Origin of the sequence: Sphingomonas longa (assembly GCF_016892685.1) — a bacterium.
GTDB lineage: Bacteria > Pseudomonadota > Alphaproteobacteria > Sphingomonadales > Sphingomonadaceae > Sphingomonas > Sphingomonas longa.
In genome coordinates this window covers 1,072,122-1,096,774 of sequence record NZ_JAFEMC010000001.1, presented here as the reverse complement: position 1 = coordinate 1,096,774, position 24,653 = coordinate 1,072,122, and the positions used below count along the sequence as shown (strand labels likewise).

At 67.0% G+C, this 24,653-nt stretch carries 23 protein-coding genes and 1 tRNA gene; 13 read left to right on the top strand and 11 right to left on the bottom strand.

The annotated features are described in order from the left end of the window. Positions 1-167: 167 nt before the first annotated feature. Together clpA and ILT43_RS05340 are read right to left on the bottom strand one after the other, a co-directional pair. Complete coding sequence (clpA, locus tag ILT43_RS05345) at positions 168-2,486, bottom strand: ATP-dependent Clp protease ATP-binding subunit ClpA (RefSeq protein WP_204195907.1); 2,319 nt, start codon at positions 2,484-2,486, stop codon at positions 168-170. Between the two features lie 108 nt (positions 2,487-2,594). Beyond that, a complete protein-coding gene (locus ILT43_RS05340; RefSeq protein WP_204195906.1) occupies positions 2,595-2,789 on the bottom strand; it encodes a DUF1192 domain-containing protein in 195 nt (64 codons plus the stop codon). A 92-nt stretch (positions 2,790-2,881) separates the two neighbouring features. Here ILT43_RS05340 and ILT43_RS05335 point away from each other — a divergent pair, with 92 nt between their 5' ends. Further along, a complete protein-coding gene (locus ILT43_RS05335; RefSeq protein ID WP_204195905.1) occupies positions 2,882-3,883 on the top strand; it encodes an NAD(P)H-quinone oxidoreductase in 1,002 nt (333 codons plus the stop codon). A 3-nt stretch (positions 3,884-3,886) separates the two neighbouring features. On the opposite strand, the gene ILT43_RS05330 is transcribed toward ILT43_RS05335, so the two are convergent. Then, positions 3,887-4,255 (bottom strand): type II toxin-antitoxin system VapC family toxin, encoded by a 369-nt coding sequence (locus tag ILT43_RS05330; protein ID WP_204195904.1) that lies wholly within the window; start codon positions 4,253-4,255, stop codon positions 3,887-3,889. Beyond that, the gene (locus ILT43_RS05325; RefSeq protein ID WP_204195903.1) at positions 4,252-4,452 is read right to left on the bottom strand and encodes a type II toxin-antitoxin system VapB family antitoxin; all 201 of its coding nucleotides are present in this window, start codon (positions 4,450-4,452) and stop codon (positions 4,252-4,254) included. Before ILT43_RS05325 ends, ILT43_RS05330 begins: the two co-directional genes overlap by 4 nt. A gap of 475 nt (positions 4,453-4,927) precedes the next feature. On the opposite strand from ILT43_RS05325, the gene ILT43_RS05320 reads away from it, so the two are divergent. The 5 genes from ILT43_RS05320 (at position 4,928) to ILT43_RS05300 (ending at position 9,182) form a co-directional block, all read left to right on the top strand. Then, the gene (locus ILT43_RS05320; RefSeq protein WP_204195902.1) at positions 4,928-5,797 is read left to right on the top strand and encodes a UDP-2,3-diacylglucosamine diphosphatase; all 870 of its coding nucleotides are present in this window, start codon (positions 4,928-4,930) and stop codon (positions 5,795-5,797) included. 11 nt (positions 5,798-5,808) lie between these two features. Further along, on the top strand, positions 5,809-6,846 hold the full coding sequence (locus tag ILT43_RS05315; protein ID WP_204195901.1) for a glycosyltransferase family 4 protein: 1,038 nt from the start codon (positions 5,809-5,811) through the stop codon (positions 6,844-6,846). Positions 6,847-6,954: 108 nt separating this feature from the next. Further along, the gene (locus ILT43_RS05310) at positions 6,955-7,641 is read left to right on the top strand and encodes a DUF1013 domain-containing protein (RefSeq protein ID WP_318293458.1); all 687 of its coding nucleotides are present in this window, start codon (positions 6,955-6,957) and stop codon (positions 7,639-7,641) included. A 63-nt stretch (positions 7,642-7,704) separates the two neighbouring features. Then, positions 7,705-8,562 (top strand): dienelactone hydrolase family protein, encoded by an 858-nt coding sequence (locus ILT43_RS05305; RefSeq protein ID WP_204195900.1) that lies wholly within the window; start codon positions 7,705-7,707, stop codon positions 8,560-8,562. An 8-nt stretch (positions 8,563-8,570) separates the two neighbouring features. Further along, positions 8,571-9,182 carry a glutathione S-transferase family protein gene (locus ILT43_RS05300; protein ID WP_204195899.1) on the top strand — a complete coding sequence of 204 codons (612 nt, stop codon included), beginning with the start codon at positions 8,571-8,573 and terminating at the stop codon, positions 9,180-9,182. Between the two features lie 14 nt (positions 9,183-9,196). Here the strand turns inward: ILT43_RS05300 and ILT43_RS05295 are convergent, their stop codons facing one another. The 3 genes from ILT43_RS05295 to ILT43_RS05285 form a co-directional block, all read right to left on the bottom strand. After that, complete coding sequence (locus ILT43_RS05295) at positions 9,197-9,409, bottom strand: DUF1289 domain-containing protein (protein WP_211534398.1); 213 nt, start codon at positions 9,407-9,409, stop codon at positions 9,197-9,199. A 20-nt stretch (positions 9,410-9,429) separates the two neighbouring features. Further along, positions 9,430-10,911 (bottom strand): DEAD/DEAH box helicase, encoded by a 1,482-nt coding sequence (locus ILT43_RS05290; protein WP_204195897.1) that lies wholly within the window; start codon positions 10,909-10,911, stop codon positions 9,430-9,432. Positions 10,912-11,032: 121 nt separating this feature from the next. Continuing rightward, positions 11,033-11,488, bottom strand: a complete 456-nt coding sequence (locus tag ILT43_RS05285) for a hypothetical protein (RefSeq protein WP_204195896.1) — start codon at positions 11,486-11,488, stop codon at positions 11,033-11,035. A gap of 69 nt (positions 11,489-11,557) precedes the next feature. Here ILT43_RS05285 and ILT43_RS05280 point away from each other — a divergent pair, with 69 nt between their 5' ends. Both ILT43_RS05280 and ILT43_RS05275 read left to right on the top strand, forming a co-directional pair. After that, positions 11,558-13,024: an FAD-binding oxidoreductase gene (locus tag ILT43_RS05280; RefSeq protein ID WP_204195895.1), complete on the top strand. Its 1,467-nt coding sequence runs from the start codon at positions 11,558-11,560 to the stop codon at positions 13,022-13,024. A gap of 65 nt (positions 13,025-13,089) precedes the next feature. Then, positions 13,090-13,860 carry a SapC family protein gene (locus ILT43_RS05275; RefSeq protein ID WP_204195893.1) on the top strand — a complete coding sequence of 257 codons (771 nt, stop codon included), beginning with the start codon at positions 13,090-13,092 and terminating at the stop codon, positions 13,858-13,860. A gap of 237 nt (positions 13,861-14,097) precedes the next feature. Here ILT43_RS05275 and ILT43_RS05270 read toward each other — a convergent pair whose 3' ends face one another. Then, positions 14,098-14,937 carry an N-formylglutamate amidohydrolase gene (locus tag ILT43_RS05270; RefSeq protein ID WP_204195882.1) on the bottom strand — a complete coding sequence of 280 codons (840 nt, stop codon included), beginning with the start codon at positions 14,935-14,937 and terminating at the stop codon, positions 14,098-14,100. Between the two features lie 133 nt (positions 14,938-15,070). Between ILT43_RS05270 and cpdR the strand changes: the two genes are divergently transcribed. Then, entirely contained in the window at positions 15,071-15,445 is a 375-nt protein-coding gene (gene cpdR, locus ILT43_RS05265) for a cell cycle two-component system response regulator CpdR (protein ID WP_204195880.1), read from the top strand. 49 nt (positions 15,446-15,494) lie between these two features. Next, positions 15,495-15,569: transfer RNA gene (locus tag ILT43_RS05260), tRNA-Val, on the top strand. An 18-nt stretch (positions 15,570-15,587) separates the two neighbouring features. Here the strand turns inward: ILT43_RS05260 and ILT43_RS05255 are convergent. The 3 genes from ILT43_RS05255 to ILT43_RS05245 are packed head-to-tail and all read right to left on the bottom strand — an operon-like array spanning position 15,588 to position 18,597. Continuing rightward, on the bottom strand, positions 15,588-16,856 hold the full coding sequence (locus tag ILT43_RS05255; RefSeq protein ID WP_204195877.1) for an adenosylmethionine--8-amino-7-oxononanoate transaminase: 1,269 nt from the start codon (positions 16,854-16,856) through the stop codon (positions 15,588-15,590). After that, the gene (gene bioD, locus ILT43_RS05250) at positions 16,853-17,476 is read right to left on the bottom strand and encodes a dethiobiotin synthase (RefSeq protein ID WP_204195872.1); all 624 of its coding nucleotides are present in this window, start codon (positions 17,474-17,476) and stop codon (positions 16,853-16,855) included. Before bioD ends, ILT43_RS05255 begins: the two co-directional genes overlap by 4 nt. Then, on the bottom strand, positions 17,473-18,597 hold the full coding sequence (locus tag ILT43_RS05245; protein WP_204195869.1) for an 8-amino-7-oxononanoate synthase: 1,125 nt from the start codon (positions 18,595-18,597) through the stop codon (positions 17,473-17,475). The genes bioD and ILT43_RS05245 overlap by 4 nt, the downstream gene beginning before the upstream one ends. A 239-nt stretch (positions 18,598-18,836) precedes the next feature. On the opposite strand from ILT43_RS05245, the gene ILT43_RS05240 reads away from it, so the two are divergent. From ILT43_RS05240 to treS, 3 genes are all read left to right on the top strand, one after another. After that, the gene (locus tag ILT43_RS05240) at positions 18,837-19,145 is read left to right on the top strand and encodes a DUF2934 domain-containing protein (protein ID WP_204195863.1); all 309 of its coding nucleotides are present in this window, start codon (positions 18,837-18,839) and stop codon (positions 19,143-19,145) included. Between the two features lie 75 nt (positions 19,146-19,220). Next, positions 19,221-21,242 (top strand): alpha-1,4-glucan--maltose-1-phosphate maltosyltransferase, encoded by a 2,022-nt coding sequence (locus ILT43_RS05235; RefSeq protein ID WP_204195848.1) that lies wholly within the window; start codon positions 19,221-19,223, stop codon positions 21,240-21,242. Further along, positions 21,239-24,454: a maltose alpha-D-glucosyltransferase gene (gene treS, locus ILT43_RS05230; protein ID WP_204195845.1), complete on the top strand. Its 3,216-nt coding sequence runs from the start codon at positions 21,239-21,241 to the stop codon at positions 24,452-24,454. Before ILT43_RS05235 ends, treS begins: the two co-directional genes overlap by 4 nt. The last annotated feature ends 199 nt before the right edge of the window (positions 24,455-24,653 follow it).

The following is a 24,653-nucleotide window of genomic DNA, read 5'->3' as shown; positions in this document are numbered from 1 at the left end:
GGGGTGCGGAGGTCCCGGAGACAAATTCACGCTCGCCGCCTGAACGGAGTGTCGGCAGCACTTTGACGTGCCCGCAGTCACAGGGCTGAACGCACCCCGATCGAAAAACGAAAAGGGCGGCGGCACCTTCGCGCCACCGCCCCAATTCATTTCATCCAGTGCGAAGCCTACTCCGCCTCGACCGGCGCAGGCTTGCCGCCCTTCTTGCGTGGCTTCTTCGGCGCTGCGGGTTCGATGCCGAACGACAGCGCGCCGTCCTTCATTCGCACCGTCACCTCGCCGCCGTGGACCAGCTTCCCGAACAGCAGTTCCTCGGCCAGCGGCTGCTTGATCTTTTCCTGGATCAGGCGGCCCATCGGCCGTGCGCCGTACAGCTTGTCATAGCCCTTTTCGGTCAGCCAGCTCTTCGCCGCGTCGTCCAGGTTGATGTGGACGTTGCGGTCCGCCAGCTGCAATTCCAGCTGCAGGATGAACTTGTCGACCACCCGCGCGACCACTTCGGTCGGCAGGTATCCGAACGGCACGATCGCATCCAGCCGGTTGCGGAATTCCGGCGTGAACATCTTCTGTACCGCCTGCTCATCCTCGCCCTCGCGGGTCAGGTTACCGAAGCCGACCGTCTCGCGCGCCATGTCGGACGCGCCCGCATTCGTCGTCATGATCAGGATGACGTTGCGGAAATCGACCGTCTTGCCGTGCTGGTCGGTCAGGCGACCGTTATCCATCACCTGCAACAGGATGTTGAACAGGTCGGGATGCGCCTTCTCGATCTCGTCCAGCAGCAGCACGCAATGCGGATTCTGGTCGACCGCATCGGTCAGCAGACCGCCCTGATCGAACCCGACATAGCCCGGGGGCGCACCGATCAGCCGGCTGACCGAGTGACGCTCCATATATTCGGACATGTCGAACCGCTGGAGCGGGATGCCCATGATCGCCGACAGCTGCTTGGCGACCTCCGTCTTGCCGACGCCGGTCGGGCCGGTGAACAGATAGTTGCCGATCGGCTTTTCCGGATCGCGCAGCCCCGCCCGCGACAGCTTGATCGCCGACGCCAGCTTCTCGATCGCGCTGTTCTGCCCGAACACCACCCGCTTCAGGTCGGTCTCCAGCGTCGCCAGCGCCATCTTGTCGTCGGTGCTGACGCTCTTCGGCGGGATACGCGCCATCGTCGCGATGACGGCCTCTATCTCCTTCGGCGTGATCGTCTTCTTCCGCTTGGCGGCGGGCACCAGCATCTGCATCGCGCCGACCTCGTCGATCACGTCGATCGCCTTATCCGGCAGCTTGCGGTCGTTGATGTAGCGCGCCGAAAGCTCGACCGCCGACTTGATCGCATCCGGCGTGTACTTGACCGAATGATGCTCCTCGAATGCTGAGCGCAGCCCCGCCAGGATCTTGATCGTATCCTCGATCGTCGGCTCGTTCACGTCGATCTTCTGGAACCGCCGCAACAGCGCACGGTCCTTTTCGAAGTGGTTGCGGAACTCCTTGTAGGTCGTCGACCCGATGCACCGGATCGAACCGCCCGACAGAGCCGGCTTCAGCAGGTTCGACGCGTCCATTGCGCCGCCGCTGGTTGCGCCCGCGCCGATGACAGTGTGGATCTCGTCGATGAACAGCACCGCGTGCGGCAGCTTTTCCAGCTCGTTGACGACCGCCTTCAGCCGCTCCTCGAAATCGCCGCGATAGCGCGTGCCGGCCAGCAACGCGCCCATGTCGAGCGAGTAGATGACCGCCTCGCGCAGCACGTCGGGCACGTCGCCCTCGACGATCTTCCGCGCCAGCCCCTCGGCGATCGCCGTCTTGCCGACGCCGGGATCGCCGACATAGAGCGGGTTGTTCTTCGACCGGCGGCACAGGATCTGGATCGTGCGATCCACTTCCGGGCCGCGACCGATCAGCGGATCGACCTTGCCGATCTTCGCCTTCTCGTTGAGGTCGACGGTGAATTGCTTCAGCGCGCTTTCCGTCTTGCCCTTCTCCTGTCCCTTTTGCGGCTTCTCGTCCTCGGCCGCACCCTTGGGCGGGGTCGCCTCGGCCGCGCCGCCCTTGCCGACGCCGTGGCTGATGAAGCTGACCGCATCCAGCCGGCTCATGTCCTGCTGTTGCAGGAAATACACCGCGTAGCTTTCGCGCTCGCTGAACAGCGCGACCAGCACGTTCGCGCCGGTCACCTCGTCGCGGCCCGACGACTGCACGTGCAGGATCGCGCGCTGAACGACGCGCTGGAACCCGCTGGTGGGGGACGGATCGGTCTGCGCATCGACTTTCAGCGCATCCAGTTCGGTGTCGAGGTAATGCGCGACCGTGGTCTTCAGCTCACCCAGATCGACATGGCACGCCGTCATCACCTTGGATGCGTGCTCATCGTCGATCAGCGCAAGCAGCAGGTGTTCCAGCGTTGCATATTCGTGGCGGCGCGAGGACGCGGCCTCCAGCGCCTTGTGCAGCGTGGTTTCCAGCGCGGGGGCGAATGACGGCATGTTGCTACTCCAGTCGGGCCCGATGACGAGCCCTTTCCGTGTATGTCGGAACGGTGACGCCCATCATCAAGCGGCGCGGCCTTCCCAATCGGGCGCGCGCCGCGACGCTCACCGCCGGAATAGCGCGTCGGCGCTTGCCCGATGGTTAACGGCGTATTCGTGCTTGCGCCGGACGCGGGCGATTTCACCCTCCAGCACCGTGATCCGCGATTCCAGTTCGGTCACCGACAACGGGTCCAGATCCTCGCGCACCAGCTGGTCGAGAAGGTCGTTGCGGCGGGAGGGGGCGTCGTCGATGTCCACGGTGTTCCGGCTCCTGAACCCAGAACGTTGACCCGCGCGGACACGTTGTCAATAAGCCCGACCGACGACCACCTCCCGTTTAAGGCGAACCGATGGACTCGATCCCTGCGACGATGACCGCGATCGATCCGGACCAGCCCGGCGGGCCGGAGGTGCTGGCCCCGGTCCAGCGTCCGGTGCCGGTGCCCGGCCCCGGCGAGGTGCTGGTCCGCGTCGCCGCCACCGGCGTCAATCGCCCCGACGTCATGCAGCGGCAGGGCAAATACCCGCCGCCCCCCGGCGCGCCCGGCATCCTCGGTCTCGAACTGTCCGGCACGATCGCGGCGGTGGGCGAGGGTGTCGATGCGGCGCAGATCGGCCAGCCCGTCTGCGCGCTCGTCGCCGGGGGCGCCTATGCGGAATACGCCGTCGCGCCCTTCGGCCAGTGCCTGCCGGTGCCGCCGGCACTGTCGATGATCGAAGCGGCGGCTTTGCCGGAGACGCTGTTCACCGTGTGGACCAACCTGTTCGAGCGGGCCTACGCGACGGAGGGGGACAGCGTCCTCGTCCACGGCGGCACCAGCGGCATCGGCACGATGGCGATCCTGCTCGGGAAGCTGTTCGGTCTTACCGTCATCGTCACCTGCGGCAGCGCCGCCAAATGCCGGGCCGCGCTCAACCTCGGCGCGGCGCATGCGATCGACTATTCGCAGGACGATTTCGTGGAGCGCGTGAAGGATATCACCGACGGGCAGGGGGTGCAGGCCGTGCTGGACATGGTCGGCGGCGACTATGTTCCCCGCAACCTGCAATGCCTGGCGGAGGACGGCCGCCACGTCTCGATCGCGGTCCAGCGCGGCGCATCGGCGACGGTGCCCCTGTTCGACATCATGCGCCGCCGCCTGACCCTCACCGGCTCGACGCTGCGGGCTCGCGACGCCGCGTTCAAGTCGCTGGTCGCCGACGAACTCACCCGCACCGTCTGGCCCCATGTCGAGGCCGGCAACCTCAAACCCGTCATCGACCGCGTCTTCCGCCTCGCAGACGCCGCCGACGCCCACCGCCGGATGGAAGCGGGCGACCACGTCGGCAAGATCGTGCTGACGGTGGAATAGCCTTCAGCCTGAATGCCAACGAAGTTCCAGCCTGTCCGCAGCATCGCCGAGGCGTCTGTCCCGCGTCCATAGCTGACAGTTGGGAGTGAGCCGGATCGACGCCAGAAGGTGAGCATCGATATAGCCGATGCCGAGACCGAACAGATGATGGTGTTCGAGGAAGATCAGAACCTCTTCCGTCCCGGCGACAGCTGCCTGCGGCAGTTCGCTAAGCATGGCGAGCACCATTGCGCGGTCCCGAAGGCTGCCCAATGCCAGTTCACCGATGACAAAGGGGTGGCAGAGGACCAATCCTGTCCGCAACGCCTCGACCAATGGCTTTTGGTTCGACCGGAGATGGTCGATCCAGATCGAAGTGTCGACGAGGATCATGTCGGATCGATAGGCCTGCGGCGCGGTGCTGCTGTCGCATCAGGGTCGCTGCCGCCGAGCAGCGCAAGCCTCCGGGCGCTTTCCCGCTCGATCAACGCCCTGAGCGCTTCCCGAACCAGCGATGACTTCTCACGCAGTCCCGTCAAATCCTGAGCGCGGGCAAGCAACGCGTCATCGAGCGCGAGGGTGGTTCGCATGTCGGGCTCCTTGAAGGCACGATTGTCGTCACCAAACGATGGCGATGTTGACGCGTCGATGCAACTCGCTGGTCCTGAACGCCCCGTCGCACCTTACGCGCCCGCGGCCCCGAGGAAGTTACCCACTCCATCATCATCCCGAAGTTCGTCGGCATGACGCGACAGGGGCTCAAATGCCCGATCGGCAAAGCTCATCGGTCAACCCGCCCGAGGCCCGCTGTCCTACACGCCCCGGACATGAGATCGTCGTGCCATGCCAAACCGCATTGCCACTCTGTCATCGACGCTCGGAACACCACTCTCGACGTCGAAGTGGAGGACCCCGTCCGACGCCTCCACTTCCTCCACTTCGATCCGGATCGTGCGCAAACCGACGCGGTTCCGTCACATCGCCGTCGCGCGATCGTCACGCCGCCGGAACGCCCCCGTCACATCCCTGGACTATCGCATCCGGAGGGACACCGGGAGGCACGCCATGACCGTCGCGACCTTGGCAGACATCACCGATCTGACCGATTTCGCCAATTCGCGCCCCAGCGTGCCCGAGCGTGTCGTGGAGCGGCGGCGCTATCGGACGATCTGGATCAGCGACGTGCACCTCGGCACGCGTGGTTGCAACGCGGGGATGCTCATCGACTTCCTCGATCATGTCGACAGCGAGCATCTGTTCCTGGTCGGCGACATGATCGACGGATGGCGGCTGAAGAAGAGGTTCTTCTGGCCCGCCGCGCACAACGACGTGGTCTGGCGGCTACTCAAGCGGGCGAAGCGCGGCACGAAAGTGACGTACATCCCCGGCAATCACGACGAAGTGTTCCGCCAGTTCACCGGCCTCGACTTCGGCGGCATCGCAATCCGGCGTCAGGCGATCCACGTCACCGCGGACGGTCGCCGCCTGCTCGTGCTGCACGGCGACGAGTTCGACGCGATCACGCTGGCACATCGCTGGCTCGCGCATGTCGGCGATGCCGCCTACACCGTGCTGATGGGCGTGAACCGCTGGTTCAATCTCGCCCGCCGAGGGCTGGGCATGCCCTATTGGTCGCTGTCGCAGCATGCCAAGGCGAAGGTGAAGAACGCCGTCGCCTTCATCTCCGACTTCGAGGAGGTCGTGGCGCACGCGGCGGGCACGCGCGGCGTCGACGGGGTCGTGTGCGGCCACATCCACACCGCCGAGCAGCGGGAGATCGAGGGCGTCGCCTATTACAATGACGGCGATTGGGTCGAGAGCTGCACCGCGCTGGTCGAGCATGTCGACGGCACGATGGAAATCCTGCGCTGGGCCGACGAGATGGCCGACCGCGCGCGGACCGCGACGATCGTCACACTGGCCGCAGCAGCATGAGGAACACCGGGATGCGCATCGCCATCGTCACCGACGCCTGGAGCCCGCAGGTCAACGGCGTCGTCCGCACGCTGGAGGCATTGACGCGCGAACTCGCCGCGACAGGACATGAGGTGATGGTCGTCTCCCCTGATCGGTTCCGCAACTTCCCGTGCCCCACCTATCCCGACATCCGGCTCGCGCTGGCGGGGAAGAAGACGGTCGGTCGCCTGCTGGGCGAGTTTGCACCGGACGCGATTCATATCGCTACGGAAGGCCCGCTCGGCATCGCCGCCCGCGCGTGGTGCGTGGCGGGCGACCTGTCCTTCACCACCGCCTTTCACACGCAGTTTCCGGACTACGTCGCCGCGCGGACCGGCGTCGATCCATCCTGGATGTGGCGCTACATCCGGTGGTTCCACGGCGCGTCGCACGCCGTGCTGGCGTCGACGCCGACGGTGGAGGCGACGCTGGTCGATCGCGGGATCGACCGGGTGCGGGCATGGGGTCGCGGCGTCGACTTCGCGACCTTCGGCAGCGACGGGGCGCGCGATCCGGCGATGACCGGTCTGGCCGGACCGGTGCTGCTGTATGTCGGTCGCGTGGCCGTCGAGAAGAACCTGCCCGCCTTCCTCGCTTGCGGCCATCGCGGCACCAAGGTCGTGGTCGGAGACGGTCCGGCGCGTGCGAAGCTGGAGCGCGAGTTTCCGGGTACCCTGTTCCTCGGCTCCCGGACTGGGGCGGAATTGGCCGCGGCGTATCGCAGCGCCGACGTGCTGGTTTTCCCCAGCCGGACGGACACGTTCGGGCTGGTGATGGTCGAGGCGCTGGCGTGCGGCACGCCGGTCGCCGCTTACCCGGTGGCGGGGCCGATGGACGTGCTGGACGACCGCGTCGGTTCGATGGACGAGAATCTGGACGCCGCGATCGCCGCCGCGCTGACCCGCGACCGCGTGACCTGCGCCGCCTATGCAGGGCGGTTCAGCTGGGCGGCCAGCGCGCGCCAGTTCGTCGCGGCCTTGGCTCCCATTCGCACGGCCGCCCCGGCTCTTGTGCCGCTCGCCGCCTGAAATCCCCGCACCGGGTTGCCCTCGGGGCGCGGGCGTTCTACATCGCAGGCAATGTGCGGCCGCTCCGGGAAGGGGCGGCCCTTTCTGTTTTAGACGGAGTTTCCGCCCGTGGCCCAGCCGCTCATGCCCCACGCGACCGCTTCCTGGCTGGTCGATAATACCGCGCTCTCGTTCGAGCAGATCGCGGATTTCTGCGGTCTCCACATCCTGGAGGTGCAGGCGATCGCCGACGACACCGCCGCGACCAAGCTGACCGGCCGCGATCCGGTGCGCGCGCACGAGCTCGGCCAGGACGAGATCGACAAGGGTCAGGCCGATCCCGACTATCGCCTGAAGATGACGAAGGGGCCGGAGCAGGTCCGCCGGACCAAGGGCCCGCGCTACACGCCCGTGTCCAAGCGTCAGGACAAGCCGGACGGTATCGCCTGGATCATCCGCAATCACCCGGAAATCAGCGACGGCGCGATCGGCAACCTGATCGGCACGACGCGTACCACGATCGCCGCGATCCGCGACCGCAGCCACTGGAACATCGCGAACATCACGCCGAAGGATCCGGTGACGCTCGGCCTGACAACGCAGCGCGAGCTCGACGCCGCGGTGGCGAAGGCCGCCAAGGGCAGCCCGGAGGATGCGCAGCCGACCGACAGCCGCCTCGAAGGCGATCGCGAGGCGCTGATCGCGCAGCTTCACGCGGAGCGCGAGCAGCAGGCGCGCGATGCCGACGCAGTGCTGCACGGCGACGATCCCGCATCGCAGGCGCGCGCGCTGTTCGACGACCCGTTCCGCCGCTGATCCCAACCGGTTGCGTCCCTTCGTTTTCCGCCTAAGCTGCGGCAAAACGAGGGGACGCTGACCATGTGCGACGACCATACCGCCGACGACAACGACCGCGGTACGACCCGCCGCGATTTCGGCATCGGCATGGGCGCGGCGAGCCTGATCGCGCTGCTGCCCAGCCCCGCCGGCGCGGTGACGGTCGCCGGCAAGGCGGTGACGATCAAGACGCCGGACGGCATCTGCGACGCCTATTTCGTCGCCCCTGCGACGGGCCGCCATCCGGCGGTGCTGATCTGGCCCGACATTATGGGGCTGCGTCCGGCGTTCGAACAGATGGCCCGGCGGCTGGCCGAGTCCGGCTATGCGGTGCTGGTCGTCAACCAGTTCTACAGGTCGGTGAAGGCGCCCTTCCTGAAGCCCGGCGAAAGCTTCGACCAACCCGCCGTCCGCGACCGCATCATGCCGTGGCGCACGCCTCTGACCGCCGAGGCAGTGACCAGCGACGGCAAGACCTTCGTCGCATGGCTCGACACCCAGAAACAGGTCGACACCCGCCGCGGCATCGCGGTCACCGGCTATTGCATGGGCGGCCCGATGATGATGCGCACCGCCGCCGCCCGCCCGGATCGGGTGAAAGCCGGCGCGTCGTTCCACGGTGCGGCGCTGGTCGGCGACGCGCCGGACAGTCCCGACAAGCTCGTGTCCCGGCTCAAAGGCGGCTACCTGATCGCAATCGCCGCCAACGACGACGCCCGCTCACCCGACGACAAGACCAAATTGCGCGCCGCCTTCGCCGCCGCCAAAATTCCTGCCGAGATCGAGGTGTACGAGGGCGCGAACCACGGCTGGTGCCCGCCCGACAGCCGCGCCTACAACCAGCCGCAGGCGGAGCGCGCATGGGCACGCCAGCTGGCGCTGTTCAAGAAGCAGCTCTGAAGGGAAGCATGATGACCTTGGTCTTCTACACAAACCCGCAATCGCGTGGCCGCATCGCCCGGTGGATGCTGGAGGAAGTCGGCGCGCCATACGACACCGTGCTTCTGGGCTATGCCGACAGCATGAAGGCCGCCGAGTATCTGGCGATCAATCCGATGGGCAAGGTGCCGGCGATCGTCCACGACGGCCATGTCGTCACCGAATGCGCCGCGATCTGTGCCTATCTCGCCGATGCCTTCCCCGACGCCGGTCTTGCACCGCCAACGACGGGGCGTGCCGATTATTATCGCTGGCTGTTCTTTGCCGCAGGCCCGGTCGAGCAGGCGGTGATCGACCGATCCCGCAAGATCGAGGTCACGCCAGAGCAAGGCCGCATGGTCGGCTATGGCAGCTACGACACTACGGTCGATGCGCTGGAGGCGGCGGTGAAGGGCAGGAGCTTCATCGCCGGTGATCGTTTCTCGGCAGCGGATGTCTATGTCGGCAGCCACATCGCCTGGGGCATGATGTTCGGCACGCTGCCAAAGCGCGAGGCTTTTGAAAGCTATCTGGCGGGCCTCACCGCCCGCCCGGCGTTCCAGCGCGCGCATCAGCTGGACGAACAGGCCGCCGCAGCCTGAGGCCTATTTGGACGTCAGTGACGTCCAACGCGCGCCAAGGCCGCCATCCGCGCGGGCAACTCCGCCCGGATGGCGCGCCGTTCCGAGGCGGGGCGGGTGCCCCATCCGGTGATCTCGCTGATCGACCGGCCGCATCCGACGCACCAGCCCGTCACCGGATCGAGCGTGCAGGTATTGACGCACGGCGACGCGACCTCTTCCGACTCCGGCTGCTTTAACCCGACCATGATGGAGGTACGCGCGACCATCACGGTTGGATGACGAGTGCGACCTTCAGAAACTCCGGGATCGGTCCGTTCCAGCCCTCGTCGGGACCATCGTCGCGCTCGTCGCGGCGATAACGATCGCGGCGCTGGTCGCTGCGGTCGCCGTAGCGGTCGTCCTGCCGCTCGCGTCGAGGTGCACGATCCTGCTGCTGCTGACGAAATTGCTCCTGCCGCGTATCGCGTTGCTGCTGAGGCTGCGACGGGGGAGAACGCTCCGGCACCGGCTCCCGCATCGGAGCGACGTCATGCACCGGCGCGGCCGGGACCGCACTCTCGGCACGCTCCGGCCGCCGTCCGCGACGCGGGCGCTCCGCCGGTGCTTCTGCGTCAGGCTCGGCCACGCGCGTCGACTCCGCTTCGAGGCGGGGGATCTTCTGGCCGGTCAGCTTCTCGATATTCTCGATATTCTCGGCATCGTCCGGCGCGGCGAACGTGTAGGCGGTACCCGTCGCCCCCGCGCGACCGGTGCGGCCGATCCGATGGACGTAATCGTCGGGGTGCCAGGGTGCGTCATAGTTGAAGACGGTGCTGACGCCCTTGATGTCGAGGCCGCGCGCCGCAACGTCGGACGCGACGAGGATCGTGACGTCACCGCGCTTGAACAACTCCAGCTCGGCCAGCCGCTGCGGCTGTTCCATGTCGCCGTGGATCTCGCCCGACTTGAAGCCGGCCTGCTTCAGCACCTTGTTCAGTTCGCGGACAGTCGTCTTGCGGTTGCAGAAGACGATCGCGTTGGTCACTTCCGGCTGGGCGAGCAGGCGTCGCAGACGCTCGCGCTTGTCCGCCGCTTTCACCGATACCAGCCACTGGGTGATGTTGATGTTGGTCGATGCCGGGCGCGCGACCTCGATCCGCTTGGGATTGTCGAGGAACCTGTCCGCCAGCTTCTTGATCGGCGCGGGCATCGTGGCAGAGAACAGCAACGTCTGCCGCTGCTTGGGCAGCTTCGTGCAGATTTCCTCGATGTCCGGGATGAAGCCCATGTCGAGCATCCGGTCCGCCTCGTCGATCACGAGCAGCGAGCAGCCGGTCAGCAGGATGTTGCCGCGGCCGAACAGGTCCATCAGGCGGCCCGGCGTCGCGATCAGGACGTCGACGCCCTTTTCCAGTGCCTTGATCTGGTCGCCCATCGATACGCCGCCGATCAGCAGCGCCATCGACAGCTTGTGGTTGGCCCCGTATTTCTCGAAGTTCTCGGCGACCTGCGCGGCAAGTTCGCGCGTCGGCTCCAGGATCAGGCTGCGCGGCATGCGCGCGCGGCTGCGGCCCTGGGCCAGGATGTCGATCATCGGCAGCACGAACGACGCGGTCTTGCCGGTGCCGGTCTGGGCGATGCCGATGATATCGCGCATCATCAACACAGGCGGGATCGCCTGCGCCTGGATCGGCGTGGGCGTGTCATAGCCGGCGTCGTTGACGGCCTTGAGAAGTTCGGGGGACAGGCCGAGATCGGCAAAGCTCATGTAGCGGTCCGGAAAATGGGCGCGCGATCCCCCGCGCGCTAGCTCCGTTGCGCTCGCGTATTCGACCGGCAAAGTCAAGAAAACCGGCGAAGTTGTGCCGCTTTGGGGTGGCTGCGTGGCCTTATCGCACCGGTTTCAATAATTTGAACGAGTCGATCTCGCATGATGCGCCCGATCGCACGCGGATCGTGTCGCGGTCGGCGCAGACCTGACCGTCGCTACCCGGCCGGATATAGAAGTTCGAATAGAAGTCGACCGATCGGCATTGCCGACCCAGCTTGGCGCGAACGCGCTGCCCGCCCTGCACGACAAGATCGATCGTCGCGGGAGCCGATACCATCGCGCCTGCCAGACTGGCGGCGGCGATGCATTTCGGCCCCTTGCTCTCCTTCCATATGGTCGGCGCGGTCAGCGCGACGCGGCCCGGTACGTTCATCCTCGGCACGCGGATCGTGATCCGCTCGTGGATCGTCAACTGCGTCACCACGACACGCGAAGGCCGTTGCGCGGGCGCTTCCGCCGCGAGGGCGAGTGGCGCCGCCAGCGCGACGAGAAGGGGCAAGGCTTTGGCGATCATCGTTCCGGGGCAGGGTGGTAGCGGGGATCGTTGAACGCCTCATGAATTGCGCCTAGCCGATCAGGCAAGATGATTGGTGCCACCACTCCCCAACTGACCTCCGCTCAGGCCGCGATGCTGGCGGAGCTTGCCCCGGTGCTCGGGCCTAAGGGCATCGTCACCGACGCCGCGACGATCGCCCCGTGGCTGCAGGATTGGCGCAAGCGGTGGCAGGGCGCGTCGCCTGCGATCCTGACTCCCGCGAACACTGCCGAAGTCGCCGCGATCGTGGCAGCGGCGGCGCGACACCGCGTGCCGCTGGTGGCGCAGGGCGGCAATAGTTCGATGGTCGGCGGAGCGACTCCTCCCGCGGACGGCAGCGCGCTGATCCTGTCGCTGCGCCGGCTCGACCGCATCCGCTCGATCGACGCCGAGGCGGGGTTGTCGGTGGTCGAGGCGGGTGTCGTTCTCCAGACCTTCAACGATGCTGCGCTGACGGTCGGCCGACGTTTTCCCCTGACCCTCGGCGCACGGGGCAGCGCGACGATCGGCGGCTTGGTATCGACCAACGCCGGCGGCACGCAGGTGCTGCGGTTCGGCACGATGCGCGGGCTGGTCGCGGGCGTGGAGGCGGTGCTGGCGGATGGCTCCATCTATGACGGACTCGCGGCCCTGAAGAAGGACAATCGCGGCTACGACCTCGATCATCTGCTCGTGGGAGCGGAGGGGACGCTCGGGATCGTCACCGCCGCGACATTACGGCTGGCCCCTGCCGTGGCGGCGCGGGGCGTCGCCTGGGCGGGCGTGAGCGATCCCCAAACGGCGTTGGCCCTATTGCGCAGCTTCCAGCGCGACACTGACACGATCGAAAGTTTTGAGATCATGCCGGCGGCCACGCTCGACGCCGCGCTCGCGCATGTCTCCGGCTCCCGCGCGCCCTTGCAGGGGCGACACCGCTGGCATCTGCTGATCGAGGCCACGGCAGCGACTGACGACGCGGAGGCGCCGGCTGCGATGCTGGAACGTCTGCTTGGCGCAGCGCTCGCGGGCGGGCTGGTGGAGGATGCGACGATCGCGGTCAGCGAAGCGCAGGCCGAGGCGTTCTGGCGCCTGCGTGATTCGCTGTCCGATGCGGAGCGGGCGAGGGGCCCTGCCGTCCAGTTCGACATCGCCGTGCCGGTCGCGACGATGCCCGCCTTCATGCAGCAGGCAGCAAGCGCGGCCGAGCATCGCTTCCCCGGCACGGATGCTTCGGGCTTCGGTCACCTGGGCGATGGCAACATCCATTTCCACGTCCGCGCGCCCGAAGGCGTCGACCGCGACCGCTGGTACGCGGAGGATGCACCCGTCATCACCCGCTTCGTCCACGACCTCGTCGACGCGGCGGGCGGCACCATCTCCGCCGAACATGGCATTGGCCAGATGAAGCGCGACGAACTGGCGCGGATCGCATCGCCCGCGCGGATGATGGCGCTGATGGCGATCAAGCAGGCGATGGACCCGCTGGGCATTCTCAACCCCGGCAAGCTGCTTGCGCCGCCAGCGCGCGGCCAATAGAGCCTCTGCCGATCGGCGGGCGGCCCATCGGGGGGCGGGCCTGCGACATGACGACGGAGAGAATTATGGCCAGCGCGCCGCAACTGCCGCTTTTCTACAATGGCCTGGAGCCGCTTTCGAGCGAGACTCACGCCGACTACCGCATCCAGCCGCAGGACAGCGCACCGCACCTGATCGGCCAGCATGCGATCCCGATCACTACGGACGAGTTCGCGCTGGTGCAGCGTTTCATGCCGATCGTGTTTTCGGTCGGCGACGACGCGATCCCGCTCGGCCTGATGGGCCTGAACGAGGGAGTGAACGTCTTCATCGGTGACGACGGCAAGCTGGTCGACGACAATTTCTACGTGCCGGCCTATGTCCGTCGCTACCCGTACATGCTCGCGCGGCTGCGCCCGGAGTCGGAGGAGCTGTCGCTCTGCTTCGATCCGAGCAGCCCGGTGCTCGGCGCGTATGACGAGGGCGACAAGCTGTTCGAGAACGGCCAGCCGACCGAGGTCACCAAGCAGATCCTGGCGTTCAACGAGCAGTTCGAACAGGCCGGCCAGCGGACCCAGAACTTCATGCGCGAATTGCGCGAGCTGGGCCTGTTGATGGAAGGCGAAGTCAGCATCCAGCCCGACGCCGGCGGCCAGCCGTTCATCTATCGCGGCTTCCAGATGGTGAACGAGGAGAAGCTCAACGGCCTGCGCGGCGACCAGCTTCGCAAGATGCAGCAGTCCGGCATGCTGCCGCTCCTTTATGCACACCTCTTCTCGCTGGCGCTGATGCGGGAGGTCTTCGGCCGTCAGGTCCAGCAGGGCAAGACGCCGCCGTCGTTGCCGCAGGGCGTGTAAACACCAAGGGGCGGCGGCGGTTCTCGGGCTGTCGTCGCCCCGCCCGGCAGATCGTTACGCGCGCGACCTGTAAAAATGCATTTTTTCCGGGTCGGGCTTGAACCAATCGGCCACTTACCCATTTATGCCATGTACGGTTTCGTGTCCCCCCTTTCGCGAGGCCGTACGACACGCTTTTAGCGTGTCTCCTCCCTGAACCTTGGCCACCTCGTACGCTTCGCGCTGCGGGGTGGTTTTTTATTCGGCGGCCAGCGCCAGCGGTTGCGCGAGTGCTTCATCCGCCAGCGCGTCGATCACCGCACGCACCATCGCCACGACCACAGAGAGGCCCGGACCGACATCGTCCAGCCGAGCATCGAGGTACAGGCTGCGGTCGATTTCGAGCTGGACGGCGTGGATGCCCAGCGCGGGTCGACCGTGCGCCTGCGTCACGAAGCCGCCGGGGTAGGGAGTGTTCAGCCCATGCGGCAACCCCGTCGCCGCCACCGCGGATTCGACACGTGCCGTGAAGCGCGATCCCGCTGCGCTGCCGAACCGGTCGCCGATCACGATCCGCGGCTGCATTCGGCCGAGCGACGGCATCGAATGCAGGTCGAGCAGCACCGCCGCCCCAAATCGCGCCTGCGCCGCCGTCAGCGCCTTGTCCAGCGCAGCATGATAGGGGCGGTGATCCTCCACCAGCCGCTGGGTTATCGCCGCGCCGGAGAACCGCCCGCGCCAGATGTCGCCCACGCCGCCCGCCCGTCGCGGCACGAGGCCCAGTCCGCTGCGCAACTTGGCTGACGGCACCGCCGGCAGCGGCGGCGCGCCGGCATCCACGCGGGGGTCGCGCTCGTCCTCGCTGCGGTTCAGGTCGATCCACGCGCGTGCGCGCCGCTGGATCAGCATCGTCTCCACGCCGCATGCCGCCAGCGCGACGGCATCGACCCGCCGATCTTCCAGGCTGCGCAGCGAAGCGACCGGCACGCGCAACGCGTCGATCAGCGCCGCTGGATACTCGCGCCCGGCATGCGGCACCGACACGACCACCGGCGAGGCGGGCGGCCAGGTGCCGTAGCGGTCGAAGGAAGGCTGCATCGGGCACCATGCTATCGCGGCATCCGGGCAAGGGGAAGGACCGTCGCGGCCCTGCGACGTGGTGAGCCTTTCGACTGGAAATCTTAACCGTCCCGTGGCTACATCGGCTCGACGACGAGGGAAGTACCGAGCGATGATCCGAATCCTGCTGGCCGAAGACGACCAGGTGATGCGCGAATATCTGACGCGCGCGTTGCAGAAGTCCGGCTATGCCGTCACGGCGGTCGATCGCGGCACCGCCGCGCTGCCCCTGATCCAGACGGAATCCTTCGACCTGCTGCTGACCGACATCGTCATGCCGGAAATGGACGGCATCGAACTGGCACAGCGTGCGGGGGAGGTTTCGCCCAATCTGCGCGTCATGTTCATCACGGGTTTTGCCGCCGTCACGCTCAAGGCCGGCAAGGCGATGCCCAACGCGCGCGTCCTGTCCAAGCCCTTCCATCTCCGCGACTTGGTGGCCGAGGTCGATCGCCTGTTCGAGACGGATCTCGCCGGCCTGAATTAGGCGCTTGCGCTCCGCGGCACCCGCCGCTAGAGGCGCGCTTCCCCTTTGTGGGCGTGTAGCTCAGTGGTAGAGCACTGTGTTGACATCGCAGGGGTCGCAAGTTCAATCCTTGCCACGCCCACCATTCAAAAAGCCTCGGTATCTACTGGATCCCGGGGCTTTTTTGCGTCTGGAGGACCGCCTCGCCAAGCGCGTCGTAGATACGATCGAGGTCGGCATCGTCGATGCAATAGGGTGGCATGACGTAGAGCGTGTTGCCCAGTGGGCGCAGCAACAGGTCGGCGTCGCGGAACTGCGCCAACAGCCGCGGGGCAAGCGCCGACAGATAACCAGCGTCCGGCACCTCCAGATCGAGCGCGGCGATCGTGCCGAGCGAGCGGGCATCGGCCACACCGGGCAACGCCGCCAGTCGGTCGAGCCGTGCGGCCTGCCGCGCGGCCAGCGAGGATACCCGCTCCCCCACCGGTTCGTCACGCCAGATCGCCAGGTTCGCGACTGCGGCGGCGCACGCGATCGGGTTGGCGGTGTAGCTGGACGAGTGGAAGAACATCCGCGCGCGATCGGTCGACCAGTGGCTTTGATAGATGTCTTCGCTCGCCATCGTCACCGCCAGCGGCAGGCTACCGCCGGTCAACCCTTTCGACAGGCACAGGATATCCGGTGCGATCTCCGCCTGTTCGCAGGCGAGCAGCGTGCCGGTGCGGCCCCAGCCGGTCATCACCTCGTCGGCGATGAACAGCACGCCGTGCCTCGCGCAGATCGCGTGCATCGCGCGCAACGTGTCCGCGCCGTACATCAGCATCCCGCCCGCGCCGAGCACCAGCGGTTCGACGATGAACGCCGCCGGCTGCGTGCGACACGCCGCCTCCAGCGCCTCCAGCGTCTCCTGCTCGTGACCCGCCGTGGGAAAGGGGATGACGGCGACATCGAACAGCAGCGGCGCATAGGCGGCGCTGAACACCCCGCGTGCGCCGACCGACATCCCGCCGACCGTGTCGCCGTGATAGCTGTGCTGCATCACGACGATGTGGGTCCGCGGCTCGCCCCGGTTCGCGAAGTGACCCAGCGCCATCTTCAGCGCGACCTCGACGCTGGTCGAACCCGAGTCGGAAAAGAACACACGCGTCAGCGACGGGGGCATGATCGCCAGCAGTCCGAGCGCCACGTCTTCGGCGGGCTGATGCGTCCAGCCCGCGAAGATGATCTGGTCCAGCCGCTGCGCCTGCTCGGCGATCGCCGCCATGATCCGCGGGTGGCCGTGACCGTGCGTCGTCACCCACCAGGACGAGATCGCATCGACGATCCGGCGACGGTCGTCGGTGTGAAGCGCCGCGCCCTTGCCGTGCGTGACGAGCGGGATCGGCTCGCCCAGCCCGTGCTGCGTGAAGGGATGCCAGATCGGCGAACTCATGCGAAATCCTCGATGTCGAAGTTCGCCGCGAACGCCGCGCGCAGCGTATCCGCATCGAGCGTGGCGAGGCGGGGCAGGCGACCGAGCCGCTTCACTTGGCCGATCCGGCAGATCGTCGCCTCGCTATCCTCGACGGCCTCGCCCGAAAACGCGACGCCGAGAATGGCGACGCCGCGGTGGCGGAGCGCCTCGATCGTCATCAGGCTGTGATTGATCGTGCCGAGCCCCGTGCGCGCGACGATCACCACCGGCTGCGCCCACTTCGCGAACACATCGGCATAAAGCAGGTTGCCGTCGATCGGGACGAGCGCGCCGCCCGCACCCTCGACAACCAGCGGCCGCTGGGGTGGCAGGGCTAGCCGGTCGGCATCGATCGTGACGCCGTCGATCGCGGCGGCGCGGTGGGGAGAGCAGGGCGTCGTCAGCCGATATGCCTCGGGCAGGATGTGCGCGGCCGGCAATCCGGACAGCGAAGCGACGCGCGCGGCATCGCCGTGGTCGAGGTCGCCCGCCTGCACCGGCTTCCAGTAGTGCGCGGCGAGCGCGCCGGCGAGGGCGGCGGCAAACACCGTCTTGCCGACATCGGTATCGGTGCCCGTGACGACGATCGCGTGGTTCACCGCAAAACCTCCTCCAGCGTGTCGGCCAGCCGCTCGATATCGGCGGTGTCGATGTTGAGCGTCAGCGAGATCCGCAGCCGCGCTGTGCCCGCTGGAACCGTCGGCGGGCGGATGCCGCGCACGTCCAGCCCCGCCGCCTGAAGCGCCGCCGCAACGCGCATCGCCTGCGCGTCCTCGCCCAACACCAGCGGCAGGATTTGGGATTCCGTCGCCGTCGCGCCAAGCGGCGACAGCAGGCGCTCCGCCGTGGCGATGCGTTCGGCCAGTGCGGTGCGGCGCTCGGGTTCGTCGGACAGGATATGCAGCGCCTCCCGCACCGCCGCGGCCATCAGGGGCGAAGGAGCGGTGGAAAAGATGAAGCCCCGCCCGCGGTTGACGAGGAAATCCGTCACCACGCGCGGCCCGCAGACCAGTGCGCCTTCGCAGCCCAGCGCCTTGCCGCAGGTGTGCAGGCTGACGACACGATCGCCGCGCGGCCGGTCGCCCAGCAATCCGCGCCCGTCCGGCCCGAACACCCCCGTCGCATGCGCTTCGTCGACGATCAGCACGGCGTCGTACCGGTCCGCGATCGCGGTCAGCGCATCCAGCGGCGCGCGGTCGCCGTCCATGCTGTAGAGGCTTTCGACCACGATCCACGGCGTGCCGACGCCGCCAGCGACCCGCCAGCCCGCGATCGCGTCGGCGAACGACTGCGCGTCGTTGTGGCGCGCGACGGCGACCGGTGCGCGGGCGAGGGCCATGCCGTCATGCGCGCTGGCATGGATCAGCGTGTCGTGGACGATCAGGTCGCCCCGCTGCGGCAGCGTCGCGAGCAGGGTCGCATTCGCCGCGAAGCCGCTTGAAAAATACAGCGCCGACTCCGCGCCGAAGAACGAAGCCGCCTCCGTCTCCAGCGCTTCGTGCTCCGGATCGTTGCCGCGCAGCAGCCGCGATCCGCCCGACCCGATCGCGACGCCACGCCCGATCGCCTCCCCGACCGCGTCGCGTAGGCGCGGCGACCCGGCCAGCCCGAGATAGTCGTTCGAGGCGAAGTCGATGCCCGCACGTGCGTGCAGGCTACGGTACCGATCGCGCTCCGCCAGCGCGCCAAGATCGCGGCGATGCGCGGCGAAGGGTGTCATAGCGGCCCGCTGATCGTCGTCGTCATCGTCGTCCTCGCCCCTCCGGTCGCGGCTCCTACCAGCATCGGCGGCGAAGGCCAGCCGTCCGCCCTCCCGCTATGGACTGCCGCTACGGCACGCGAGAGCGGCTCACCCCATACGTATGTGGTCGTGCCGCAATTGACGGGGGAACCGGGAGGTGTTCGGATTATTTCATCCTGAGGGGGCGTCCACCGTCCCGAGACTCGATGGAGCAGAGCATGTCCGACGACCGCCATGACGCGATTCGCACCCGCGCCTACCAGCTTTGGGAAGAGGAGGGCCGTCCGCACGGTCGCGACGAGCATCACTGGCATGCGGCGTCACAGGGGGCCAGCAGCGACGCGTCCGAACCCGCCACCTCGGCGGCGGGGGACGAAGCCGGTGGTGACTTGACCGAGGAACTGCAGGCCGGCTCCCCGCCCACCCGCAAGCCGCGCGCCACCAAGCCGGAAGAGCCACCACAGACGACCGCCGCGGAGCCGAGCGCGAAGAAAGCCCGCTCGCCCAAAGCAAAATCGGCGAAATAGCCGACCCTTCCGCCGACTTCAGACGTTCGTAGGGTCGCGCAGGCGGTTGCCGGCGGACCGGAGGGGAATTTGTTGATGCCTGATGCCACCCAGACGACGCGCCACAGCGCGCTCGATCCGATTCTGCTGATGCCCAAAACCGAAGCGCTGGATCGTGCGACCAAACCGGCAGAGCGGCTGGTGATCGACACGATCGCGCCCAGCGTCGATGGCGGCTGGCCGGTCAAGCGGATCGCCGGCGAAGCGGTGACGGTGGAGGCGAACGTCTTCACCGACGGGCACGAGCAACTCGCGGTCGAACTATTGTGGCGGCCCGCCGACGAGACCGAATGGCGCGCGGTGCGGATGGCGGCGCTGCCGACCGATCGCTGGCGCGCGGTATTCGTGCCCGAGCGGCTGGGCCGGCATGAGTTCGCGGTCGAGGGCTGGCTGGACGTATTCGGCGGCTTTCGGCGCGATTTCGCCAAGAAGCTGGGTGCGGACGTGGCGCAGCGGGTCGATTACATGGAGGGCCGCGGCATCGTGCGTGCGGCGGCGAAGCGCACCGGCAATGCCGAGCTTTTGCGCTGGGCCGACCGTGTCGATGCCGGTGACGATGCGCGCGAAGGGGCCGAACTGCTGCTGGCGGACGAACTCGCGCGACTGATGACGGCGGCGGACGACCGGCCGCACCGGTTGCGCTCGGCGACGGTCCTGCTCGATGCCGAACGCCTCGCGGCGCGGTTTTCCAGCTGGTACGAATTGTTCCCGCGCTCGCAGGTCATCGATCCGACGAAGCACGGCACATTCGACGATGTCATCCCGCGCCTGCCGCAGATCCGCGACATGGGGTTCGACACGCTGTATTTCCCGCCGATCCACCCGATCGGCAAAACCAACCGCAAGGGACCGAACAACACGCTGACGCCGGGCCCGAACGATCCCGGCAGCCCCTATGCGATCGGTTCGGATGCGGGCGGACACGATGCGGTGCATCCCGAACTCGGCGGGTTCGAGGCGTTCGCGCGGCTGGTGGAGGCGGCGAAGGCGCACGGGCTGGAGGTCGCGCTGGACTTCGCGATCCAGTGTTCGCCGGATCACCCTTGGCTGAAGGATCATCCCGGCTGGTTCGCATGGCGACCCGACGGGTCGATGAAGTATGCGGAGAACCCGCCGAAAAAATATCAGGACATCGTCAACGTCGATTTCTACGGCCCCGACGCGATCCCGGGCCTGTGGGTCGCGCTGCGCGATGTCGTGCTGTTGTGGGTCGAACACGGCGTGAAGGTCTTCCGCGTCGACAATCCGCACACCAAGCCGCTGCCGTTCTGGGAGTGGATGATCGGCGAGGTCCGCGCACAGCATCCCGATGCGATCTTCCTGGCGGAGGCGTTCACGCGCCCGACGATGATGTACCAGCTTGCGAAGGTCGGCTTCTCGCAAAGCTACACCTATTTCACCTGGCGCGACCGCAAGGACGAGCTGACCGAGTATATCGAGGAACTGACGACGGAGGCTCCCAAGGAGTTCTACCGGCCGCATTTCTTCGTCAACACGCCAGATATCAACCCGGTCTATCTCCAGACATCCGGCCGGCCCGGCTTTCGCATCCGCGCCGTGCTCGCGGCGACGCTGTCGGGCCTGTTCGGCGTCTATTCCGGCTTCGAGCTGTGCGAGGCCGCGGCGATCCCCGGCAAGGAAGAATATCTCGACAGCGAGAAGTACATCGTCAAGCCGCGCGACTGGAACGCGCCGGGCAACATCACGATGGACATTGCGATGCTCAACCGTATTCGCCGGCAATATCCGGCGCTTCAGACGCATCTGAATACCAAGTTCTTCGTCGCCAACGACGACAACATCATCTGGTACGGCAAGCCCGATCCGGACGGAAAGGGAATCATCTGCGTCATGGTCAATCTCGACCCGCACAACGGCCATGAATGCAATTTCCAGATTCCGCTCTGGGAGCTCGGGCTGGACGATAATGCCAGCGTCGATGTCGAGGATCTGGGCGAGGGCTGGCGCTTCCGCTGGTATGGGAAGGATCAGTTCATCCGCATCGAGCCCGACCAACCCTATCGTATCTGGCGCCTGACGCCCGGAGGTTTCGCATGAGCGAGTTGCAGTCGGACGCCGTCACCGATCCGATGAAGGACCCGCTCTGGTACAAGGACGCGGTGATCTATCAGGTCCACGTCAAATCCTTCTACGACAGCAACAATGACGGCATCGGCGACTTCAAGGGACTGTTGCAGAAGCTGGATTACATCGCCGACCTCGGCGTGACCTGCATCTGGCTGCTGCCCTTCTATCCCAGCCCGCGGCGCGACGACGGCTACGACATCGCCGCGTACGAGGACGTGTCCCCCGATTACGGCACGATGGAGGATGCGACCGCATTTATCGCGGCGGCCCACGATCGAGGCATTCGCGTCGTCACCGAACTCGTCATCAACCACACATCGGACCAGCATCCGTGGTTCCAGGCCGCGCGCAAGGCCCCGCCGGGATCGCCGGAACGCGCCTTCTACGTCTGGTCCGACGACGACAAGCTCTACAGCGGCACCCGCATCATCTTCCTCGACACCGAAAAGTCCAACTGGACGTGGGACGAGGAGGCGGGTGCCTATTTTTGGCACCGCTTCTATTCGCACCAGCCCGACCTGAACTTCGACAATCCGGCGGTGCTGGAGGAAGTGCTGCGCGTCATGCGCTTCTGGCTCGATCTCGGCGTCGACGGGCTGCGGCTGGACGCCATTCCGTATCTGATCGAGCGTGACGGCACCTCGAACGAGAACCTGCCCGAGACGCACGACGTCCTGAAGAAGATCAGGGCCGCGCTGGACCGCGAATATCCCGACCGCATGCTGCTCGCCGAAGCCAATATGTGGCCGGAGGATACGCAGCAATATTTCGGCGACAGCGCCGCGGCGGGCGAGGCGGGCGACGAGTGCCACATGGCGTTCCACTTCCCCCTGATGCCGCGCATGTACATGGCGGTGGCGCAGGAGGATCGCTTCCCGATCACCGACATCATGCGCCAGACGCCCGATATTCCGGCGAACTGCCAATGGGCGATCTTCCTGCGCAACCACGACGAACTGACGCTGGAAATGGTCACCGATTCGGAGCGAGACTATCTCTGGAACACCTATGCCGCCGACCGGCGCGCGCGGATCAATCTTGGTATCCGCCGCCGCCTCGCGCCGCTGATGGAGCGGGACCGGCGGCGCATCGAGTTGATGCACGCGCTGCTGCTGACGATGCCCGGCACGCCGGTGCTGTATTACGGCGACGAGATCGGGATGGGCGACAACATCCATCTCGGCGACCGCGACGGCGTCCGCACGCCGATGCAATGGTCGCCCGACCGCAACGGCGGCTTCAGCCGCGCCGATCCGCCGCAACTCACGCTTCCCGCGATCATGGACCCGCTCTACGGCTATCAGGCGGTGAACGTGGAGGCGCAGGAGCGCGACGGCCATTCGCAGCTGAACGCGGTCAAGCGCATGCTGGCGGTGCGACGCGAGCATCCCGCCTTCGGTCGCGGGACGCAGCGCTTCCTGCGCCCCGCCAACCGCAAGATCCTCGCCTACATCCGCGAATATCAGGACGATCGCATCCTGTGCGTGTTCAACCTCGGCCGCACCGCGCAGGCAGTGGAACTGGACCTTCAGGAGCATGAGGGGTTGACCCCGGTCGAACTCACCGGCGGCGTGGCGTTTCCGGCGGTCGGGCCGCAGCCCTATGTGCTGACGCTGCCGCCCTATGGTTTCCTGTGGTTCGTGCTCAGCGATCAGGCCAACGCGCCCGCCTGGGCGACCAGCGCGCCGTCGCTGGAGGTGGAGCGCTTCACCTTCGTGCTGCGGCCGGAGCTGGAGGACGTGACGGTCGGCTCCAACCGATCCGTGCTGGAGCGCGACGTGCTGCCGACCTACATCGCGCAGCGCCGCTGGTTCGGGGCCAAGGACGAGGCGCTGAACGAGGTGCGGCTGATCCGCTGCGATCCGCTGCCCGGCGTCGAGGACCTGTTGCTCGCGGAGATCGAGGTCGAGACGGATCGCGGCGCCTATCGCTACTCCCTGCCGCTGGGCATCGCGTGGGAAGGCGAGACGCAGGGGCGTTTCGCGGGCAGTCTGGCGATGGCGCGTGTCCGTCGCGGCCGCCGCGTCGGCCTGCTCACCGACGGCTTCGCGGTCGGCGAATTCGCGCGCAGCGTGCTGGGCGGAATGATCGCCGGCACCACCCTGGGAGAGGGCGATGCCGCACTGTCCTTTACCGGTTATGACGGGCTCGACGTGCAGCCGGACGAAGCGGTCGAGTGGCTGACCGCGGAACAGTCCAACAGCACGATGGTGCTGGGCGAACGCGTCGTCCTGAAACTGCTGCGTAAGCTGGAAAGCGGCATCCATCCCGATGCGGAGATGGTCCGCCATCTCGTCGCGCAAGGGTTCGAGGCGGTGCCGCCGATATTGGGCGAGGTTCGCCGGATCACCGACGACACGCTGCTGATGATGGCGCAGCGGTTCGTCCACAATCAGGGCGACGGCTGGCAGTGGACGCTGGCGACGCTGGAACGGCTGGCGATCGCCGACGAGTCGACCTTCGCCAATTACCGCACCTTCGCGGAGACGCTGGGCAAGCGGCTGGCGCAGATGCATGCGGTGCTCGCGCGACCGAGCGACGACGCGGCATTCGCGCCGGACACGATGTCGTCGGACGGTGCGGAGCGTCTCGCCGCCGACGTGCTCGCCGATGTCGAGAACGCGCTGGCGCGGATCGCAGACGCGCACCTGACCGGGGAAGCGGCGGAGTATCTGCTCGCCAACCGCGACGCGCTGATCGCCCGGGTGCGCGACGTGGCCCGTGCTACCGCCGGCGAGCGGCTGACGCGCATCCACGGCGACCTGCATCTGGGGCAGGTGCTGGTGACCGGCGGCGACGTGATGCTGATCGATTTTGAGGGTCAGCCGGCCAAGCCACTCGCGGAGCGCCGCGCCAAGGATCTGGCCCTTCGCGACGTGGCGGGCATCCTGCGCTCGTTCGATTATGCCACCGCCGTCGCCGATCGCTCGCGCCCGCCGGGACCGGACACCGAGGCGTTGCGGGCCGAGCATCGCTACGCATCCTTCTGCCACAATGCGCGCGAGGCGTTCCTCGATGCGTATGTCGCGGAGGCGGGCGAGGCGCCGGATGCCGCACGCCTCGACCTGCTGCTCGTCGCGAAGGCGGCGTACGAGGTCGGGTACGAGGCGGCGAACCGGCCCGATTGGCTGGAGGTGCCGGTGGACGGCCTGTTCCGGGCGGGACGACGCCTGATCGGGTAGGCCCGATTCTCCGTCATTGCGAGCGTAGCGAAGCAATCCAGGGCGTGGTGCGTTGCCCTGGATTGCTTCGCTACTCTCGCAATGACGGTTCTGAAGTCCAAGCCCGATTGATCTCGCACATGCACAATAAGCGTGCGGCGTGCGGAACACGCGCCCCGGCGAGCGGGTTTCACGGCGGTATCCAGAACAGGGGAACACC

Coding starts and splice junctions, on each gene's coding strand:
- clpA (WP_204195907.1), bottom strand. CDS start 2,486: ATGCCGTCATTCGCCCCCGCGCTGGAAACCACGCTGCACAAGGCGCTG.
- ILT43_RS05335 (WP_204195905.1), top strand. CDS start 2,882: ATGGACTCGATCCCTGCGACGATGACCGCGATCGATCCGGACCAGCCC.
- ILT43_RS05330 (WP_204195904.1), bottom strand. CDS start 4,255: ATGATCCTCGTCGACACTTCGATCTGGATCGACCATCTCCGGTCGAAC.
- ILT43_RS05325 (WP_204195903.1), bottom strand. CDS start 4,452: ATGCGAACCACCCTCGCGCTCGATGACGCGTTGCTTGCCCGCGCTCAG.
- ILT43_RS05320 (WP_204195902.1), top strand. CDS start 4,928: ATGACCGTCGCGACCTTGGCAGACATCACCGATCTGACCGATTTCGCC.
- ILT43_RS05315 (WP_204195901.1), top strand. CDS start 5,809: ATGCGCATCGCCATCGTCACCGACGCCTGGAGCCCGCAGGTCAACGGC.
- ILT43_RS05305 (WP_204195900.1), top strand. CDS start 7,705: ATGTGCGACGACCATACCGCCGACGACAACGACCGCGGTACGACCCGC.
- ILT43_RS05300 (WP_204195899.1), top strand. CDS start 8,571: ATGATGACCTTGGTCTTCTACACAAACCCGCAATCGCGTGGCCGCATC.
- ILT43_RS05295 (WP_211534398.1), bottom strand. CDS start 9,409: ATGGTCGGGTTAAAGCAGCCGGAGTCGGAAGAGGTCGCGTCGCCGTGC.
- ILT43_RS05290 (WP_204195897.1), bottom strand. CDS start 10,911: ATGAGCTTTGCCGATCTCGGCCTGTCCCCCGAACTTCTCAAGGCCGTC.
- ILT43_RS05285 (WP_204195896.1), bottom strand. CDS start 11,488: ATGATCGCCAAAGCCTTGCCCCTTCTCGTCGCGCTGGCGGCGCCACTC.
- ILT43_RS05280 (WP_204195895.1), top strand. CDS start 11,558: ATGATTGGTGCCACCACTCCCCAACTGACCTCCGCTCAGGCCGCGATG.
- ILT43_RS05275 (WP_204195893.1), top strand. CDS start 13,090: ATGGCCAGCGCGCCGCAACTGCCGCTTTTCTACAATGGCCTGGAGCCG.
- ILT43_RS05270 (WP_204195882.1), bottom strand. CDS start 14,937: ATGCAGCCTTCCTTCGACCGCTACGGCACCTGGCCGCCCGCCTCGCCG.
- cpdR (WP_204195880.1), top strand. CDS start 15,071: ATGATCCGAATCCTGCTGGCCGAAGACGACCAGGTGATGCGCGAATAT.
- ILT43_RS05255 (WP_204195877.1), bottom strand. CDS start 16,856: ATGAGTTCGCCGATCTGGCATCCCTTCACGCAGCACGGGCTGGGCGAG.
- ILT43_RS05245 (WP_204195869.1), bottom strand. CDS start 18,597: ATGACACCCTTCGCCGCGCATCGCCGCGATCTTGGCGCGCTGGCGGAG.
- ILT43_RS05240 (WP_204195863.1), top strand. CDS start 18,837: ATGTCCGACGACCGCCATGACGCGATTCGCACCCGCGCCTACCAGCTT.
- ILT43_RS05235 (WP_204195848.1), top strand. CDS start 19,221: ATGCCTGATGCCACCCAGACGACGCGCCACAGCGCGCTCGATCCGATT.
- treS (WP_204195845.1), top strand. CDS start 21,239: ATGAGCGAGTTGCAGTCGGACGCCGTCACCGATCCGATGAAGGACCCG.